Genomic DNA, 19,720 nt, shown 5'->3' on the forward strand with positions numbered 1-19,720 from the left:
GGGCAGGAAATGACAGAACAAAATGAATCAGTAAGCAAAGAAACAGATGCACAAGACATTTCGTCAGAAACTACTGACACAACACAAACATCTGTTGATTCTGCTGAAGAAGTAAACAACGAAACAAACACAACATCTCAAGAAGATGTTGCAACAGAAGAGGACGTAAGTGAAGAAGTTGATCCTAAAGATGTTGAAATTGAAAACTTAAAAAAAGATGTAAAAGAAAACGAAGATAAGTATCTACGTTTGTATGCAGAGTTCGAAAATTACAAACGTCGTATACAAAAAGAAAATCAAACAATGAAAGAATATCAAGCTCAAGGAGTATTAAATGATATTCTACCAACCATTGATAATATTGAGCGTGCTTTACAAATCGAAGGAGAAGACGAGCAATTTGTTTCACTTAAAAAGGGTGTACAAATGGTTTATGATAGCTTGTTGAAAGCACTTAATGATAATGGTTTAGAAAGAATTGAAACAGAAGGCCAACAATTTGATCCAAATTTCCATCAAGCAGTAATGCAAGATGAAAATAGTGAGTTTGAATCTGGCCAAATCACCCAAGAACTACAGGCAGGATACAAATTGAAGGATCGTGTTTTGAGACCTTCAATGGTTAAAGTAAATCAATAAATTTATTTTTTGATGAAAATACCCAATTTTAATTAACAAACAGGAGGAATTTTGATATGAGTAAAGTAATTGGTATTGACTTAGGTACAACAAATTCATGTGTTGCTATTTTAGAAGGTGATGAGCCTAAAGTAATTCAAAACCCAGAAGGTGCTAGAACAACACCATCAGTTGTTGCATTTAAAAATGGTGAAACTCAAGTAGGTGAAGTTGCTAAACGTCAAGCAATCACTAACCCTAACACTATTCAATCAATCAAACGTCATATGGGTACAGATTATAAAGTGGATATAGAAGGTAAAAATTATACTCCACAAGAAATTTCAGCTATGGTACTACAAAACCTTAAAAAAACAGCTGAAGACTATTTAGGTGAATCAGTAGATAAAGCAGTTGTAACTGTTCCAGCATATTTCAATGATGCTGAACGTCAAGCTACAAAAGATGCTGGTAAAATTGCTGGCTTAGAAGTTGAACGTATTATTAACGAACCAACTGCAGCAGCTCTAGCTTACGGTTTAGATAAAACTGAAGAAGACCAAAAAGTATTAGTCTTTGACTTAGGTGGCGGTACTTTCGACGTGTCAATTCTTGAATTAGGTGACGGCGTATTTGAAGTACTATCAACATCTGGTGATAATAAACTTGGTGGCGATGACTTTGACCAAGTTATCATTGATTATTTAGTTAGTGAATTCAAAAAAGAAAATGGTGTTGACTTAAGCCAAGATAAAATGGCGTTACAACGTCTAAAAGATGCAGCTGAAAAAGCGAAAAAAGATTTATCTGGTGTATCTCAAACTCAAATTTCATTACCATTTATCTCTGCAGGAGAAAGCGGTCCTTTACACTTAGAAATCAGCCTATCACGTTCAAAATTTGAAGAACTAGCTGATGACTTAATTAAACGTACAATGGTACCAACTCGTCAAGCTATGAAAGATGCTGGTTTATCTAGCTCAGATATTGATGAAGTTATTTTAGTTGGTGGTAGTACTAGAATCCCAGCTGTTCAAGAAGCTATTAAAAAAGAAATTAGCAAAGACCCTCATAAAGGTGTTAACCCTGATGAAGTTGTAGCTATGGGTGCTTCAATTCAAGGTGGCGTTATCACTGGTGATGTTAAAGACGTAGTATTACTTGATGTTACACCATTATCATTAGGTATCGAAATTATGGGTGGACGTATGAATACGTTAATTGAACGTAATACTACAATTCCAACATCTAAATCACAAGTTTATTCTACAGCAGCTGATAACCAACCAGCAGTAGATATTCATGTATTACAAGGTGAACGTCCAATGGCATCTGATAACAAAACACTTGGCAGATTCCAATTAACAGATATTCCACCAGCTCCTCGTGGAGTACCTCAAATCGAAGTAACATTTGATATCGATAAAAATGGTATCGTTAATGTAACTGCAAAAGATTTAGGTACTAATAAAGAGCAAAACATTACTATTCAATCAAGCAACACTTTATCTGATGACGAAATCGATCGCATGGTTAAAGATGCTGAAGAAAATGCTGAAGCAGACGAAAAACGTCGTGAAGAAAGTGATTTACGTAACGAAGCTGACAGCTTAGTTTTCCAAGTTGAAAAAACAATCACTGATTTAGGCGAAAATGTGAGCGAAGAAGATAAATCAAATGCTGAAGAGAAAAAAGAAGCATTAAAATCAGCACTTGAAGGTTCAGATTTAGATGATATTAAAGCGAAAAAAGAAGAGCTAGAAAAAGTAGTTCAAGATTTATCAGCAAAAGTATATCAACAAGCACAAGAACAAGCGCAACAAGCTCAAGGTGAGCAAGGTCAAGCGCAAGATGACAATGTAGAAGATGCTGATTTTACAGAAGTTAATGACGACGATAAACAAAAATAATCACTTTACTTCTAACTAGCAACATTGTTAAATTAATATAAGACACAATTGCTTAGCCAAAGTAAGTCAAAGTCAATTGCACATTGGCTTTGACTTTTCTTTTTTTCAAGTACTATAATTATGAAATTAATATAGAAGGAGAGATTCACAGTGGCCAAAAGAGATTATTATGAAGTCTTAGGTGTAAGTAAAAGTGCATCAAAAGATGAAATTAAAAAGGCTTACCGTAAACTTTCAAAAAAGTATCATCCAGATATTAACCAGGAAGAAGGTTCAGATGAAAAATTCAAAGAAATCTCTGAAGCTTATGAAGTGTTAAGTGATGAAAATAAACGTGCTAATTACGATCAATTCGGTCATAACGGTCCACAAGGTGGTTTCGGTGGTCAAGGATTTGGCGGCCAAGACTTCAGTGGATTCGGTGGTGGCGGATTCGAAGACATATTCAGTTCTTTCTTCGGAGGAGGACGCCAACGTGATCCAAATGCACCACGCAAAGGTGACGATTTACAATACACTATGACTGTCACATTTGATGAAGCAGTTTTTGGTACTGAAAAAGAAATCTCTATCAGAAAAGATGTTACTTGTCATACTTGTGATGGTGAAGGTGCTAAACCTGGCACATCTAAAAAAACTTGTCATTACTGTAATGGTGCTGGCCATGTTTCAGTAGAACAAAACACAATTTTAGGTAGAGTAAGAACTGAAAAAGCTTGTCCTTCATGTAATGGTTCTGGTCAAGAATTTGAAGAACCTTGTGAAACATGTCATGGTAAAGGAACTGAAAATAAAACAGTTAAAATTAAAGTTACTGTACCAGAAGGTGTAGACAATGAACAACAAATTCGTTTAGCTGGTGAAGGTGCACCTGGCGAAAACGGTGGCCCACATGGTGATCTATACGTTGTATTTAGAGTGAAACCATCAAATACATTTGAACGTATGGGTGACGACGTAGCTTATAACTTAGACATTTCATTTTCACAAGCAGCTTTAGGTGACGAAATTAAAATTCCAACGCTTAATAGTAGTGTAATGTTAACAGTCCCTGCAGGAACACAAACTGGTAAACAATTCCGCTTAAAAGATAAAGGTATTAAGAATGTACACGGTTATGGCTACGGCGATTTATTTGTTAATGTTAACGTCGTTACACCAACTAAAATTAACGAACGTCAAAAAGAAATTTTACGTGAATTTGCTGAGTTAAACGGAGAAGAATTATCTGAACAACCATCAAACTTTAAAGATAAAGCTAAACGTTTCTTCAAAGGAGAATAAATAATGAACTGGACAGAAGTTTCAATTACAGTTAATCATGATGTCACAGCGTTGGTGAGTGATATACTAGAAAATTACGGTTCCAATGGGGTTGTACTGGAAGATTCTCACGATTTAAATCATGATTTCGAAGATAAATATGGAGAAATATATGATTTAAAAGCTGAAGCATATCCTGAACAGGGCGTCAGAATAAAAGCGTATTTTAATGACCTGAAATATTCTCCTACGTTAAAAGACAATATAGCGAATGATATCCAACTGTTACAAGGATTGGATAGCCAAGTTTTCAAATATGAAGAACAAAGTATTCAAGAACAAGATTGGGAAAATGAGTGGAAAAATTATTTTCATCCTTTTCGTGCTTCTAAACGCTTCACTATTGTGCCAAGTTGGGAAGAATATAACCAAGAAGACGATTCAGAGCTATGCATTGAATTAGATCCTGGTATGGCATTTGGAACTGGGGATCATCCCACTACAAACATGTGCTTAAAAGCAATTGAAACATATGTAAAGCCAACGGATTCTGTAATTGATGTTGGTACAGGTTCAGGTATATTAAGTATTGCGAGTCATTTGCTAGGAGTGCAGCGCATTAAAGCTATCGATTTAGATGAAATGGCAGTACGGGTAGCCGTAGATAATTTCGAAAAAAATAATTGTGCGCATGCGATAGAAGCAATACCAGGTAATTTGCTAACTGAAGAAACTGAAAAATTTGATATAGTTATTGCCAATATATTAGCGCACATAATTGATGAAATGATTGAAGATGCTTATAATACGTTAAATAATCAGGGTTATTTTATAACTTCTGGTATAATAGAAGAAAAATATGAAGCTATAATAGAACATATGAAACGCGTTGGTTTTAAAATCATTTCAGTAAACCATGATAACAGCTGGGTTTGTATCGTGGGGCAGAAAGTGAGCGATTAAATATGCAAAGGTACTTTATTAACCAAAACGCTGATTCAGATCAGCGTTTTTTTATTACAAATAACGAAGATATTCATCATATTAAAAATGTAATGCGTAATCATGTCGATAATGAATTAATTTTAAATTTCTTAGATCAACGAGTATTCAAATGTAAAATAACGGCAATTTCACAAGATGCCATAGAGGTTGAACCGATACAAGAATTAGAAATTTCTACAGAATTGCCACAAAATATTACGATATGTAGTGGTTTAATTAAAGCAGACAAGTACGAATGGATGTTGCAAAAAGCAACAGAATTAGGTGCAAGTAAATTTATTGCGGCCGAAATGGATCGTTCAATTGTCAAACTGAATCAAAGCAAAATAACTAAAAAAATAGAGCGTTGGCAAAAGATTATAAAAGAAGCTGCAGAACAAAGTTATCGACTAACTATCCCTAGTATTGATTATATTTCGAATTTAAAAACATTATATGATAACATAGATGGATACGATTATATATTAATTGCATATGAAGATGCAGCAAAAGATGGTGAAATTAGTCAATTCAAATCAGTGTTGCAACAACTAACACAAGGCGAAAATATACTTGTGATATTTGGACCTGAAGGTGGATTATCGGCAGATGAGGTAACTCTATTTGCTTCAGTGGGGAAGCAAATTGGGCTAGGACCTCGTATTTTACGGGCAGAAACAGCACCACTTTATGTGTTAAGTGCAGTTAGTTATCAAAATGAATTATTGGGGTGATATTTATGTCTACAGTTGCTTTTCATACTTTAGGTTGTAAAGTAAACCATTATGAGACTGAAGCAATTTGGCAATTATTTAAAGAGGCAGAATATGAAAGAGTTGATTTTGAAACGAATGCTGATGTATTCGTGATTAATACATGTACTGTGACAAACACAGGTGATAAAAAAAGTCGACAAGTTATCCGTAGAGCTATTAGACAAAATCCAGACGCAGTTGTTTGCGTTACGGGTTGTTATGCTCAAACATCACCGGCTGAAATCATGGATATCCCAGGTGTTGACGTTGTTGTAGGCACTCAAGATAGAACTAAATTAATTGGCTATATTGAAGATTATAAAAAAGAACGTCAACCCATTAATGGTGTCGGCAATATTATGAAAAATCGCACGTACGAAGAGTTAGAAGTACCGTACTTTACCGATCGAACACGTGCATCTTTAAAAATCCAAGAAGGCTGTAATAATTTCTGTACATTTTGTATTATCCCTTGGGCTAGAGGATTAATGCGTTCTAGAGACCCAGAGAAAGTTATCGAACAAGCTACACAATTAGTAGAATCAGGTTATAAAGAAATTGTGTTAACAGGTATTCATACAGGTGGTTATGGACAAGATTTAAAAAATTATAATTTAGCTCAATTATTACGTGATTTAGAAGAAATTGATAATTTAGAACGTATTAGAATTTCATCAATTGAAGCCAGCCAATTAACAGATGAAGTGATTCAAGTAATAGCTGCATCAACTAAAGTAGTTAGACATCTACATATTCCATTGCAATCTGGGTCAGATAGTGTCTTAAAACGTATGCGTCGTAAGTATACAATGGCACATTTTTCAGAACGCTTAACTCGTTTGCATGAAGCGTTACCAGGTTTAGCTGTTACAAGTGATGTTATAGTTGGCTTCCCTGGTGAAACTGAAGAAGAGTTTCAAGAAACGTACGACTTTATAGTAGACCATCATTTTTCAGAATTACACGTCTTTCCATATTCATCAAGAATAGGAACACCTGCAGCTAGAATGGACGACCAAATTGATGAGCAAGTTAAAAATGAGCGTGTGCATCGTTTGATTAGTTTGAGTGATCAACTTGCCAAAGCATACGCTTCACAATTTGATCAAGACGTTCTAGAAGTCATCCCTGAAGAGCAAGGTGATCAACCTGGCACACTAGTAGGATATGCAGATAACTATATGAAAGTTCAATTTAGTGCAGATGAAGATTTAATAGGTCAATTAGTTAAAGTTAAAATCACTAAAGCTGATTATCCTATTAATGAAGGACAAGTGTTACGTGTGATTTCTCATGCTTCTAATCAAACTGAACATACAATAGTAACTTAAATTATGTCTGCTTAAATTACAGCGTGAAATCTGGATATTTATACACTTTTTAGTTAGTTGGAATTATTTACTTTTAAAATAACCAACTCGAAAATCGGACATCAAATTTGTATATTACTGCGTTTAAGGCTAGCTAAATACGATAGTGAATAGGATCTTAAGCGGTGTGTAATATGAATCTTTAAATTGAAATTTTACTGATTGACCAAAGAACTCAGATATATTATACTAATTTATACATAGTAATTTACTGTGTATATGATAATAAAGTTTCGTTGATATTTGGAGGGAGGGAAATACACATGTCTAAAACAGTAGTCCGTAAAAACGAATCACTTGAAGATGCGTTACGTCGATTCAAACGTACGGTTTCTAAAAGCGGTACAATTCAAGAAGTACGTAAACGTGAATTTTACGAAAAACCAAGCGTTAAACGTAAAAAGAAATCAGAAGCTGCACGTAAACGTAAATTCAAATAATTAATAATTTCGTTGACTCCCTCAACAATATTAATTATATATAAAACCTTAGCTGAACTAACAGCTAAGGTTTTTTTGTTCTTGAAAAAATAAGCTACGTATCAAGGAAGCTACATTATAAATTTAATATTTAAATCGATTTTGTAATTTTAACATCGATATTAGTTAAACTATATTAATAGCTATCTGTTTATTGTATAATTAGAGGTGAGAGTGAGGTGGAATCGTGGAGTTATTATCAAATATACATATGCAAAATGTGCTAAATATGATTCAAGGTGAAAGTTGGTTGATGAATTTAGCGGATTTTATTGTAAATCCAATAATTACGCTAATATTGACGAGTATTATCTTTTTAGGTTTCTTGTATCAATTATACTCTAAAAAAATTAATATCATCGGTATTATTTCAACTTTAGCATTACTTATATTCTTTTTAGGCTTTTTAGTGAAAGGCGACGTTAATGTTGTGTCGATTATTTTATTCGGCATTGGCGTTATTTTTGTCATTATTGAATTATTTGTCGTCGGAGCAGTAATTGGCTTGATTGGAATGGGGTTAATTATATTCAGCATTATCACATTAGGTGATAATTTAATTTTTATGATTGGTAATGTAGTTATTGCACTAATTTTATCAATTATTGAGTGGGTGATATTAGTGAAAATATTCAAACGCAATATTCCATTTTTAGATAAAGTCGTATTAAAAGATTCAACAAATACTGAATCAGGTTATACTTCCCATGATGATCGCTCTCATTTAGTTGGTAAAACGGCCACTACTTTAACGGACCTAAGACCAGCTGGTATTATTTCTTATGGCACTGAACGTATCGACGCTGTCTCAGATGGCTCGTTTATTTTACGAAATAAAGAAGTCACAATCTTGGAAGTAGAAGGTACAAGAGTTGTCGTAAGAGAAATTTAAAATAAAAAGGAGATTCAATATGATAGGTTTATTAATTATAGTCGTTATAGTTGTTATTGCCTTACTATTATTATTTTCTTTCGTTCCTGTAGGCCTATGGATTTCTGCTATCGCAGCAGGCGTAAAAGTCGGTATAGGTACACTTGTAGGAATGAGATTGAGAAGAGTATCACCACGTAAGGTTATCGCTCCATTAATTAAAGCACATAAAGCAGGTTTAAATCTTACGACGAATCAACTAGAGTCACACTATTTAGCAGGTGGTAATGTAGATCGAGTTGTAGATGCTAATATTGCTGCGCAAAGAGCAGATATTAATTTACCATTTGAACGTGGCGCTGCTATTGATTTAGCAGGACGTGATGTACTTGAAGCAGTACAAATGTCTGTAAATCCAAAAGTTATTGAAACACCATTTATTGCAGGTGTTGCTATGAATGGTATCGAAGTTAAAGCGAAAGCTAGAATTACAGTTCGTGCCAATATCGCGCGTTTAGTTGGTGGTGCTGGTGAAGAAACAATCATCGCTCGTGTCGGTGAGGGTATTGTTTCGACAATTGGTTCTAGTGAACACCATACAGAAGTATTAGAAAATCCAGATAACATTTCCAAAACTGTATTAAGTAAAGGTTTAGATTCTGGTACTGCATTTGAAATTTTATCGATTGATATTGCTGATGTAGATATTAGCAAGAATATTGGTGCAGATCTACAAACTGAACAAGCACTTGCTGATAAAAATATTGCGCAAGCAAAAGCTGAAGAACGTAGAGCTATGGCTGTTGCCCAAGAGCAAGAAATGAAAGCCAAAGTACAAGAAATGCGTTCTAAAGTTGTTGAAGCAGAAGCAGAAGTACCATTAGCTATGGCTGAAGCATTACGTTCAGGAAATATTGGCGTTGGTGATTACTATAACTTAAAAAATGTAGAAGCTGATACAGGCATGCGTAATGCCATTAATAAGAGAACTAAAAAAGATGAAGATGAATCACCGGAAAAATAATTAGGGGTGCTTAAATGAATTTAGGTATTATAATCTTTGTAATATCTGTAGTAGTTACAATCATTGGCGCGATTCGAGATAATAGTCACAAGCAAAGACAACAACAGCAACCTAAAAAAAATCCACAGCAAGAATCACAGCCGAAAAGAGGATTTTTCGAAGAACTTGAGAGAAAATTCAATGAGCTTGAAGAAGAATTTGATCCAAGTCGCCAATCTGATCGAAAATCATCTAACCCTGAACCACCTACACCACAACCTACAGAAACTACCGCACAAGAGGAAGTGGACAGACATACTGAGTCAAAACAACAACCAGAATCGACACCTAGTAAGAATAAAAGCGAGGAAAATCTGAAAAAAGAACTCGAAGACTCATTATTAAACGATTTAAAAGATGTTCGCTCAGAGATGGATAGAGAGCAAGAGAAACAGTTACAACGGATGGACAAGAAAGCACGTGCCATTATCAATGATCAATATTTATCAGCGAGAACTAAACGTTTTCGTCTGAAACAACTAATGCAAAATTATCAAAGTGGCTCAACGAGTAGTCAAAATGATTTACGGTTTGATGAAGATGAAGTTGTTAATGGTATTGTTTGGTCTGAAATATTAAATCAACCTAAACGATTGTAAGTAAAAGCCTGGAACATTTTGTTCTAGGCTTTTTAATTTTATACTTTTGTTCACACTTTATCGTTTGTTCTAGGCTTTTTAAAGGATAAAATTATAATTAGTATTTACGCTTTGGTTGTTTACGCAATGCACAAATTGTGTAATATTAAGTCAAATGATATTTTAATGTAAATATGTTGTTAAATTATAGCTAAATTACGCTTTTTTAAATGCACTTTAAAATATTATTGTTGCTTAACGTGGTATAATATAAATGTAAAAAGTTGTTAGCTTAATCTTATTTGGACTTGAGAATACAATTGCTTTTTACCACTATACAAACAATTAATTGTATTCTAAAATCAGATAAGATTAATTACTATTAATTAGAAATCTTTATTGTAAAGGAGCGCCTATATGCCTGGTATAATTCAAATAGACGATATCAATGAAGCTCAAGCTCTCATTGGAAATAATGATGAACATATTAAAGCTATCGAAGAAGGATTTGATGTCGTCGTACATGCTCGCGGCCAAGAAATCGCAGTAAAAGGAAATATTGTGGAGCATGTTGAAAAAGCAGAATCGGTATTAATAAATTTATTGAAAGTGATTCAACAAGGCATTAATATTTCGCTGAAAGATGTTGAGTCAGCTATAAAAATGGCTCAGAACGGTACAATAAAACAATTATTAGATTTATACGAAGATGAGATTACTAAAGATGCTTTCGGTAAAGTAATTCGTGCAAAAACAATGGGTCAACGTTTGTATATCAATGCTATGAATCGAAATGATTTAGTTTTTGGAATAGGGCCTGCCGGTACAGGAAAAACATTTTTAGCTGTTGTATATGCTGCCAAACAATTACGTAAAGGGAATGTGAAACGTATTGTCCTTACGAGACCAGCAGTTGAAGCTGGAGAATCACTAGGATTTTTACCGGGTGACCTAAAAGAAAAAGTAGATCCTTATTTAAGACCTTTATATGATGGATTAAACACTGTTTTAGGAAGAGAACAATCTGCAAGATTTATCGAAAGAGGTATTATTGAAATCGCACCGCTTGCATATATGAGAGGACGTACACTAGATGATGCCTTTGTTATTCTAGATGAAGCACAAAACACTACACACGCACAGATGAAAATGTTTTTAACACGTTTAGGTTTTGGCTCAAAAATGGTAGTTACTGGTGATCCAACCCAAGTGGATTTACCTAAAGGAATAAAAAGCGGATTGAAAGAAGCCACGAAAAAATTAAGTGACGTTAAAGGTATAAGTATTTTAAAACTTGATCAAAGTGATGTTGTGAGACATCCGTTAGTTAGTAAAATTATAGACAAATACGAAGGAGTTGAGTAATCGTTGTTTACCATAGACTTTAGTGACCATACAGAGGAAGTTGATACTACTTGGTATAATCAGATAGACAAGTTACTCACATTTGCAAAAGAGCAAGAAAATATTGAAGGTGAAGCTGAACTTTCAGTAACGTTTGTTGATAAAACAGAAATACAAAGTATTAATCATATGTATCGTGATAAAGATAAAGTGACTGATGTCATATCATTTGCTTTGGAAGAAGAAGAACCGGAAATTGTCGGTATCGATATGCCAAGAGTGTTAGGGGATATTATTATATGTACAGACGTCGCCAAAGAACAAGCAGATGCATATAACCATACTTTTGAACGTGAATTAGGTTTTCTTGCATTACATGGCTTTTTGCACTTGTTAGGTTATGACCATATGACTGAAGAAGAAGAGAAACAAATGTTTGGCAGACAAGATGCCATATTAGACGCATATGGACTGACGAGAGACAAGTAGTTATGAAACGATTTAAATATGCTTTGCAAGGACTTAATACGATAGTTAAAAAAGATTGGAAATTCACTATACATTTATGCTGTGCGGCAATGGCTATTTTGCTAGGCATATTTGTCGGTATAAACAAAGTCGAATGGTTATTTTTAATAATAGCGATTAGCCTAGTGCTCGCGTTTGAAGCAATTAATACTGCTGTTGAATATGTTGTTGATTTATGTACAAAGGAGTATAATATACTAGCCAAATATGCGAAAGATATTGCTGCCTTTAGTGTATTAATTGTATCAGTGATGTCGCTTATTATAGGGTTGATTATTTTTATACCATATTTGTTGGCGCTGTAATATAGAATAAGTTTATTTTTATATACGCTTCATTAATGGGAGGGGAACATAATGACATTTCAAAAACATTATTTTAACGAAGTACGAGAAGCACAAAAACGAGCACATGCACCTTATAGTAACTTTAAAGTAGGTGCTTATTTAGTTACCAAAGATGGACAATCTTTTTATGGGGCAAATGTTGAAAATGCTGCATACCCAATGACTATTTGTGCAGAACGTTCTAGCTTAGTAGCCGCTATTGGCCAAGGCTATCAAGCTGGAGATTTTGCAGCCATTACTATTACTGTAGATGCTGATCAACCATCATCTCCGTGTGGAGCATGCAGACAAGTAATGAAAGAATTGTGCGATGATGATATGCCTGTATATATGACAAATCAAACAGGCGAAATGATAGAATCTACAGTAGGCGAATTGTTGCCACTTGGATTCTCCGGAAAGGATTTAAATAATTAATGGAACATAAATCAGGATTTGTATCAATTATTGGTAGACCGAATGTCGGTAAATCTACTTTTGTGAATAGAGTTATCGGACATAAAATAGCAATTATGTCTGATAAAGCACAAACAACTAGAAATAAAATACAAGGTGTTATGACTGAAGATGATTCACAAATTATCTTTTTAGATACACCTGGTATTCATAAACCCAAACATAAATTAGGCGATTATATGATGCGTGTAGCAAAAAACACACTTTCAGAGATCGATGCGATTATGTTTATGGTCAACATTAACGAAGATATTGGTCGTGGTGATGAGTTTATCATGGAAATGTTAAAAACAATTAAAACACCAGTGTTTTTAGTATTAAATAAGATAGATTTAGTACATCCAGATGAACTAATGCCTAGAATAGAGCAATATCAAAAATATATGGATTTCACGGAAATCGTTCCAATTTCTGCACTTGAAGGTCACAATGTTGACCATTTCCTATCTGTACTTAAGTCTTATTTACCAGAAGGACCTAAATATTATCCAGATGACCAAATTTCTGACCATCCAGAACAATTTGTCGTTGGGGAATTAATTCGTGAAAAGATATTACACTTAACAAGCGAAGAAATTCCACATGCAATAGGCGTTAATGTGGATCGTATGGTTAAAGAAGATGAAGATAGAGTACGCATTGAAGCAACTATCTTTGTTGAAAGAGATTCACAAAAAGGAATCGTCATTGGTAAAGGTGGCAAAAAGTTAAAAGAAGTTGGCAAACGAGCTAGAAAAGACATTGAAATGTTGTTAGGTTCCAAAGTTTATTTAGAACTTTGGGTTAAAGTACAACGAGATTGGCGTAATAAAGTTAATTTCATTCGTCAAATGGGATATGTAGAAGATCAAGATTAATTTTAGCTTGAGGTGAAATGTAAATGTTAATCAAGCAAAAAGGTATTGTTATTAAAAGTGTTGACTACGGTGAGTCAGATAAAATAATAACGATATTAAATGAGCATGGGGCGAAAGTACCACTTATGGCAAGAAGGGCCAAAAAGAATAAAACAGGATTACAAGCTCATACACAGTTATTCGTGTATGGGTTGTTTATTTATTCTAAGTGGAAAGGTATGGGAACATTAAGTTCCATAGACGTCATCAATCAAAATTACAATTTAAGATTAGACATCTATGAAAGTAGTTTTGCTAGTTTATGTACTGAAGTCATTGATCGTGCTATAGAGAATGATGAAGTATCGCAATTTAATTATCAATTATTATCATTTGTCTTGCAAAAGATTTCAAATGGTGTATCAGCACAATTAATGTCTGTTATTGTCTTGCTAAAGAATATGGCGAAATTTGGGTTTTCAGCCATTTTTGATCATTGTGTTCTTACTAAAAATACAGACCAATCAACCCTTGCTGCATATAGTTTTAAATATGATGGTGCAATTGCCGAATCGGTTATTGATCAAGATCCGCATGCCTTTAAGCTTTCTAATAGAGCGCTGTATTTATTATCAATCTTACAACAATTGCCAGTATCAAAAATGAATAATTTGAATATACATTCTGACATAGTAGATGAAATGTCTGAATTAGTGATTTTATTGTATAAGGAATATGCAGGTATGTATTTCAAAAGTCAAAAGTTAATAAATCAGTTGCATAGATTAGACAATAACATTGAAGATAATTAAAAAGTACGAGACAAAAGTATCTTTGACTAAAAAATAAACGCCAACTTCTATTGAGTAGATATAGAAGTTGGCATTTTCTTTAGTATTATGAAATTTTCTCAATTATTATAGTACTTTAACATTTTGTTATAATTGTCATTAATTTTTTAATAACAAAATATAAATTGTACTAATTTAGTAACGTGTTGACGTCCGGGGAATAGTATGTGTGAGAGACTACAGGCTCGAACCATACCCCAGGAAAGCATTCACAGTCAAAATCGAATATTTTTAAATATAAATAAAGAGGACCCATCCATATTAAGGATTAGTCCTCTTATTTGAGAATGGGGATTTATATCCCAACCTCTTATAATTTAATTAAAATTTAACTTTATCAGTTAAGAATGCTTCTAACTCAGCAATTGGCATACGAACTTGTTCCATTGAATCACGGTCACGTACTGTAACTTGTTGATCTTCTAATGAATCGAAGTCAAATGTAATACAATAAGGTGTACCAATTTCATCTTGACGACGGTAACGTTTACCAATTGATTGAGATTCATCAAAATCAATTGAGAAGTTAGCACTTAACTCTTCGAAAATTTTAATGGCTTCGCCTGATAATTTTTTGCTTAATGGTAACACTGCTGCTTTATAAGGTGCTAAAGCAGGGTGGAAGTGTAATACTGTACGTGCATCTTTACTACCTTCAACACCTTCTTCTGCATATGCATCACATAAGAAAGCTAATGTTACACGATCAGCACCTAATGAAGGTTCGATACAATAAGGAATATACTTATCATTTGTTTCTTGGTCATGGTAAGTAAAATCTTCACCTGAATGTTCGCTATGTTTTCTTAAGTCATAATCTGTTCGGCTTGCGATGCCCCATAATTCACCCCAACCAAATGGGAAACGATATTCAATATCTGTCGTTGCATTTGAATAATGAGATAATTCATCTTCATCGTGATCACGTAAACGTGTATTGCTTTCACTTAAACCTAAGTCTTTCAACCATTGGCTTGCAAATGTTTTCCAATATGATTGCCACTCAATTTCTTCTCCTGGCTTACAGAAGAATTCAAGTTCCATTTGTTCAAATTCACGCGTACGGAAAATAAAGTTACCTGGTGTAATTTCGTTACGGAAAGATTTACCAATTTGACCTATACCAAAAGGTAATTTTTTACGCATTGTACGTTGAACATTTTTATAGTTAACAAAAATACCTTGCGCAGTTTCAGGACGTAAGAATAGTTCATTTGTAGAATCTTCAGTTACACCTTGGAATGTTTTAAACATAAGGTTAAACTGACGAATATCAGTCCAGTTTGCAGTACCACTTACAGGACATACGATACCTTCATCTTCAATAATACGTTTCATTTCATCGAAACTTAAGCCATCAGCGACAAAGTTTTCGTCACCTTTTTCATTTAACATATAATCTTCAATGATTTTATCTGCACGATATCTAATTTTACTATCTTTATTATCAATCATTGGATCGTTAAAGTTACCTAAATGACCAGAGGCTTCCCAAGTTTTAGGATTCATTAAAATGGCTGCATCAATACCAACGTTATATGGTGATTGAGTAATGAATTTTTGCCACCATGCTTTTTTAACGTTGTTTTTTAGTTCAACACCTAGTGGACCATAGTCCCAAGTGTTAGATAAACCACCATAAATGTCACTACCAGGGAATACAAAACCTCTATGTTTTGCTAATTGTACTACTGTTTCCATATCTTTCGTCATATCAAAATGCACTCCTTTTTTACATAAAAACGCCCCAAGACAAAGAAAATTACACATAGTAATTTAAACATTGCCTTGGGACGAGTTAATAATAATACCACAAATGTTGTGTGTTATTTCTAATTTTTAGTTAACCCGCGGTTCCACCCAAATTAGTGTAGCCACTCACTTTTAAATTTATTTTTAATTGATTACGCCATTATTACTTGCTAAGCTCTCACCGCCCTTAGCTCGCTTCACTGTTTATTCTAATCTATAGTTTAACTATTAGCAAGTAATTATATGTATTTGTAGCAGGAAGCAATTCAATGTATAATTATGATGTATGAGTAAAGGGGTGAAAGGCTATAGAACTTAGTAAAAGGCAACAACAAATTGTCGATATTGTAAAGAATAATGGACCGATTACCGGTGAGCATATAGCAGAGCGATTAGACCTTACTAGAGCTACTTTAAGACCTGATTTAGCTATTTTAACAATGTCAGGTATTTTAGAAGCACGACCACGAGTAGGTTACTATTATGCAGGAAAGCCTAAAAACAAATTAATTTCAGATCAATTAAAAAAATATGTAGTCAAAGATTATTTATCTCAGCCTGTTGTCGTTAAAAATGAAATGTCAGTTTATGATGCGATATGTACTATTTTTTTAGAAGATGTAAGTACATTATTTGTGATTAACGAAGATGGTGATTTTATAGGAGTTTGTTCACGCAAAGATTTGCTAAGAGCTTCTATGATTGGTGACGATATTCATTCAATGCCTGTAAATATCGTCATGACAAGAATGCCTAATTTGAATTACATATTAGAAAATGAACGCGTAGTTTATGCAGCGAATTTAATGATTGAAAAAGAAATAGATTCGTTACCCATAGTAAATAAAAAAGATAATGGTAAATTTGAAGTTAAAGGTAGAATCTCTAAAACTACAATAACTAATATTTTTGTATCATTATTTAATGAATAGGTGGTTAATGAAATGGAAAAGATAAATTTAATAGTTGCATCAGATTCTATTGGCGAAACAGCAGAATTAGTAGCAAGAGCATGTATATCTCAGTTTAATCCCAATCAGTGTGAACATGAAATATTGAGATATCCTTATATAGAAGCATTAGAAAATGTTGATGAGGTCGTACAAGTAGCTCGTGAAACGGACGCCATTATAGTGTACACGTTAGTGAAACCAGAAATACGTAAATATATGGAAGCTAAAGTAAGAGAACTTAATATTAAAAGTGTTGACATTATGGGACCGTTAATGAACATCTTATTAGAACGCATAGATGAACAACCGTATTATGAACCAGGATTAGTACACAGACTTGATGAGGCTTATTTTAAAAAAATAGATGCTATCGAATTTGCGGTTAAATATGATGATGGTAAAGATCCAAAAGGATTAGAAAAAGCGGATATAGTATTATTAGGCATATCTAGAACTTCTAAAACGCCATTATCACAATATTTAGCACATAAAAGTTATAAAGTAATGAACATTCCTATTGTGCCAGAGGTGGTTCCGCCTGAAAACTTATTTAATGTTGATCCATCAAAATGTATCGCTTTAAAAATTAGTGAGGAAAAACTTAATAGAATTAGAAAAGAACGGTTACGTCAACTTGGTTTAGGTGAAAGTGCAAGATATGCTACAGAACAACGTATAAAAGAAGAGCTTGATTACTTCCATAATTTAGTTGAGAAAATCCGTTGTCCTGTTATTGATGTCTCTGATAAAGCTATTGAAGAAACAGCCAATGATATTATTAGTATTATTGAGCATAATAATTTCAAAAAAGGTATTTAACAGTTATAATTGTATAACTAATGTGTAATAGGTGATAAAATTTGCGAATTGAACAAGCAGTAATAAATGATATAAAAGATAAAACAGATATCCTTGATTTAGTAAGTGAATACGTAAAATTAGAAAAAAGAGGGCGAAACTATATTGGTTTATGCCCTTTCCACGATGAAAAAACACCATCGTTCACCGTTTCAGAAGATAAACAAATTTGTCATTGTTTCGGTTGTAAAAAAGGTGGTAACGTCTTTCAATTCACTCAAGAAATTAAGGATATTTCCTTTGTTGAAGCAGTAAAAGAACTAGGTGAGCGTGTTAATATTACTGTGGATTTACCATCTGAAACACCATCAAATGATGGTCATCAAATTGCATCAGATGATTTGAAGATGATTGAAATGCATGAATTAATGCAAGAATATTATCATTATGCTCTAAAAAAAACTGTAGAAGGTGAAGCAGCGTTAAATTATTTAAAAGAACGTGGTTTTACAGATGAATTAATAGATGCGCGTCAAATAGGTTATGCACCTAATAATACGCATTTTTGTCATGATTTTTTACAGAAAAAAGGCTATGATATTCAACTTGCATTTGAAGCTGGTTTATTATCACGTAACGAAGAAAACTTTAGTTATTTCGATAGATTTCGAGATCGAATTATGTTCCCATTAATGAATGCTCAATCACGTATTGTAGGATATTCAGGACGTACTTATACGAATCAAGAACCAAAATATTTAAATTCACCAGAAACACCAATATTTCATAAAAGGAAATTACTATATAATGTAGATCGCGCCCGCAAAACGATTAGAAAAGTAGATGAAGCAATATTACTTGAAGGTTTTATGGATGTTATCAAAGCGGATCAAGCAGGATTAAAGCAAGTAGTTGCAAGTATGGGGACACAGCTATCGCAAGAACATATAACATTCCTTAAAAAATTAACTTCCAATATTACTTTAATGTTTGATGGAGACTTTGCAGGAAGTGAAGCTACATTAAAAACAGGAGATGTTTTACTAAAACAAGGCTTTAATGTGTTTGTAGTACAATTACCTAAAAATATGGATCCTGATGAATATATTGGTAAATATGGTGCGGATGCATTTAATCACTTTGTAAATCATGAAAAAAAAGCGTATTTAATTTATAAAGTATTATTGCATCAAGATGAAATTAATAATAATGATTTAGCTTATGAAAAATATCTTAAAGAGATTACGAATGAAATTGGATTTATGCAATCGCCAATTTTAAAGAAAAAGGTATTGCAAGAAGTAGCGGAATTGTTTAAAGTTAGTCAGGAAAGTCTAAGTAATGAAGTAGGAGCCGTACAATCGTACTATGAACCTCAAATTCCAAGTGTGCCCAACATACCACAGTTCACTAATTTAACTAAACAAGAAAAAGCAGAACGAAACTTGTTAAGACATTTCATGAATGATAAAGATACATTTTTAAATTACCACCAATTAATTGCGCCTGAAGACTTTACAAATGAGTATTTTAAGCGTATATTTAATGTTTTACGTGAGTTTTATGCCGATAATGGTACGTTCGACATTAGTGATGTGTTGCAATATATCGACATTTCAGAGATAAAAGAAGCATTTATATCTTTAGATAATTATAAGATAAATGAAGAACCGTTTGAACATGAAATCGATGACTATATCAACACTATTACTGCTAATAGAACAGAAGAAACTGCAGTATCTTTAAATCAAAAATTAAATGATGCATTACGTCTTGGTGATACGGAATTACAAAAATATTACTTAGCAAAGATTGTAGACTACAATAAAAATAGAATGAATTAACAGTTACGGTACAACTCAACTTACAATTGTATAATTATGAGGTTAACAATGTTTAAGTAACGTCATAAATGGCAATGAGTACTAATAAACTCTCACAATTAAACAAAATGTATTCGTTGA

At 33.3% G+C, this 19,720-nt stretch carries 20 protein-coding genes; 19 read left to right on the forward strand and 1 reads right to left on the reverse strand.

Features of this window, described 5'->3' with window-relative positions; genetic code table 11:
- Positions 1-9 precede the first annotated feature (9 nt).
- The 16 genes from grpE to recO all read left to right on the forward strand — a co-directional run bounded on the left by grpE (position 10) and on the right by recO (position 14,214).
- Complete coding sequence (gene grpE / locus JVU85_RS01530; protein ID WP_021459918.1) at positions 10-639, forward strand: nucleotide exchange factor GrpE; 630 nt, start codon at positions 10-12, stop codon at positions 637-639.
- A 56-nt stretch (positions 640-695) separates the two neighbouring features.
- A complete protein-coding gene (dnaK, locus tag JVU85_RS01535; protein WP_002510498.1) occupies positions 696-2,528 on the forward strand; it encodes a molecular chaperone DnaK in 1,833 nt (610 codons plus the stop codon).
- A 150-nt stretch (positions 2,529-2,678) separates the two neighbouring features.
- Positions 2,679-3,812: a molecular chaperone DnaJ gene (gene dnaJ, locus JVU85_RS01540; RefSeq protein ID WP_002510499.1), complete on the forward strand. Its 1,134-nt coding sequence runs from the start codon at positions 2,679-2,681 to the stop codon at positions 3,810-3,812.
- A 3-nt stretch (positions 3,813-3,815) separates the two neighbouring features.
- Positions 3,816-4,754 (forward strand): 50S ribosomal protein L11 methyltransferase, encoded by a 939-nt coding sequence (prmA, locus tag JVU85_RS01545; RefSeq protein WP_204172053.1) that lies wholly within the window; start codon positions 3,816-3,818, stop codon positions 4,752-4,754.
- A 2-nt stretch (positions 4,755-4,756) separates the two neighbouring features.
- Positions 4,757-5,509, forward strand: coding sequence for a 16S rRNA (uracil(1498)-N(3))-methyltransferase (locus JVU85_RS01550; RefSeq protein WP_002510501.1), 753 nt, complete (start codon positions 4,757-4,759; stop codon positions 5,507-5,509).
- Between the two features lie 5 nt (positions 5,510-5,514).
- Entirely contained in the window at positions 5,515-6,861 is a 1,347-nt protein-coding gene (mtaB, locus tag JVU85_RS01555; RefSeq protein WP_002510502.1) for a tRNA (N(6)-L-threonylcarbamoyladenosine(37)-C(2))-methylthiotransferase MtaB, read from the forward strand.
- Positions 6,862-7,163: 302 nt separating this feature from the next.
- A complete protein-coding gene (gene rpsU, locus JVU85_RS01560; RefSeq protein ID WP_002510503.1) occupies positions 7,164-7,340 on the forward strand; it encodes a 30S ribosomal protein S21 in 177 nt (58 codons plus the stop codon).
- A 250-nt stretch (positions 7,341-7,590) separates the two neighbouring features.
- The gene (locus JVU85_RS01565) at positions 7,591-8,271 is read left to right on the forward strand and encodes an NfeD family protein (RefSeq protein ID WP_031266853.1); all 681 of its coding nucleotides are present in this window, start codon (positions 7,591-7,593) and stop codon (positions 8,269-8,271) included.
- A 19-nt stretch (positions 8,272-8,290) separates the two neighbouring features.
- A complete protein-coding gene (gene floA / locus JVU85_RS01570; RefSeq protein WP_002510505.1) occupies positions 8,291-9,274 on the forward strand; it encodes a flotillin-like protein FloA in 984 nt (327 codons plus the stop codon).
- Between the two features lie 14 nt (positions 9,275-9,288).
- On the forward strand, positions 9,289-9,912 hold the full coding sequence (locus JVU85_RS01575; protein WP_103387861.1) for a hypothetical protein: 624 nt from the start codon (positions 9,289-9,291) through the stop codon (positions 9,910-9,912).
- 396 nt (positions 9,913-10,308) lie between these two features.
- Positions 10,309-11,256, forward strand: a complete 948-nt coding sequence (locus JVU85_RS01580; protein ID WP_002510507.1) for a PhoH family protein — start codon at positions 10,309-10,311, stop codon at positions 11,254-11,256.
- 3 nt (positions 11,257-11,259) lie between these two features.
- On the forward strand, positions 11,260-11,724 hold the full coding sequence (gene ybeY, locus JVU85_RS01585) for an rRNA maturation RNase YbeY (RefSeq protein WP_002510508.1): 465 nt from the start codon (positions 11,260-11,262) through the stop codon (positions 11,722-11,724).
- 2 nt (positions 11,725-11,726) lie between these two features.
- Positions 11,727-12,068: a diacylglycerol kinase family protein gene (locus JVU85_RS01590; protein WP_002510509.1), complete on the forward strand. Its 342-nt coding sequence runs from the start codon at positions 11,727-11,729 to the stop codon at positions 12,066-12,068.
- Between the two features lie 51 nt (positions 12,069-12,119).
- On the forward strand, positions 12,120-12,527 hold the full coding sequence (cdd, locus tag JVU85_RS01595) for a cytidine deaminase (protein ID WP_002510510.1): 408 nt from the start codon (positions 12,120-12,122) through the stop codon (positions 12,525-12,527).
- A complete protein-coding gene (era, locus tag JVU85_RS01600; RefSeq protein ID WP_204172054.1) occupies positions 12,527-13,423 on the forward strand; it encodes a GTPase Era in 897 nt (298 codons plus the stop codon). The genes cdd and era overlap by 1 nt, the downstream gene beginning before the upstream one ends.
- Before the next feature lie 23 nt (positions 13,424-13,446).
- Entirely contained in the window at positions 13,447-14,214 is a 768-nt protein-coding gene (gene recO / locus JVU85_RS01605) for a DNA repair protein RecO (protein WP_002510512.1), read from the forward strand.
- 360 nt (positions 14,215-14,574) lie between these two features.
- Here the strand turns inward: recO and JVU85_RS01610 are convergent, their stop codons facing one another.
- Complete coding sequence (locus tag JVU85_RS01610) at positions 14,575-15,966, reverse strand: glycine--tRNA ligase (RefSeq protein ID WP_002509781.1); 1,392 nt, start codon at positions 15,964-15,966, stop codon at positions 14,575-14,577.
- 347 nt (positions 15,967-16,313) lie between these two features.
- Here JVU85_RS01610 and ccpN point away from each other — a divergent pair, with 347 nt between their 5' ends.
- The 3 genes from ccpN to dnaG are packed head-to-tail and all read left to right on the forward strand — an operon-like array spanning position 16,314 to position 19,600.
- Positions 16,314-16,937 carry a transcriptional regulator CcpN gene (ccpN, locus tag JVU85_RS01615; protein WP_082435647.1) on the forward strand — a complete coding sequence of 208 codons (624 nt, stop codon included), beginning with the start codon at positions 16,314-16,316 and terminating at the stop codon, positions 16,935-16,937.
- Positions 16,938-16,949: 12 nt separating this feature from the next.
- Entirely contained in the window at positions 16,950-17,777 is an 828-nt protein-coding gene (locus JVU85_RS01620) for a pyruvate, water dikinase regulatory protein (protein WP_002509779.1), read from the forward strand.
- A gap of 41 nt (positions 17,778-17,818) precedes the next feature.
- Positions 17,819-19,600 carry a DNA primase gene (gene dnaG, locus JVU85_RS01625; protein ID WP_204172055.1) on the forward strand — a complete coding sequence of 594 codons (1,782 nt, stop codon included), beginning with the start codon at positions 17,819-17,821 and terminating at the stop codon, positions 19,598-19,600.
- Positions 19,601-19,720 lie beyond the last annotated feature (120 nt).

The sequence above is a fragment of the Staphylococcus sp. GDY8P72P genome (genome assembly GCF_016890655.1).
GTDB classification, from domain to species: domain Bacteria; phylum Bacillota; class Bacilli; order Staphylococcales; family Staphylococcaceae; genus Staphylococcus; species Staphylococcus arlettae.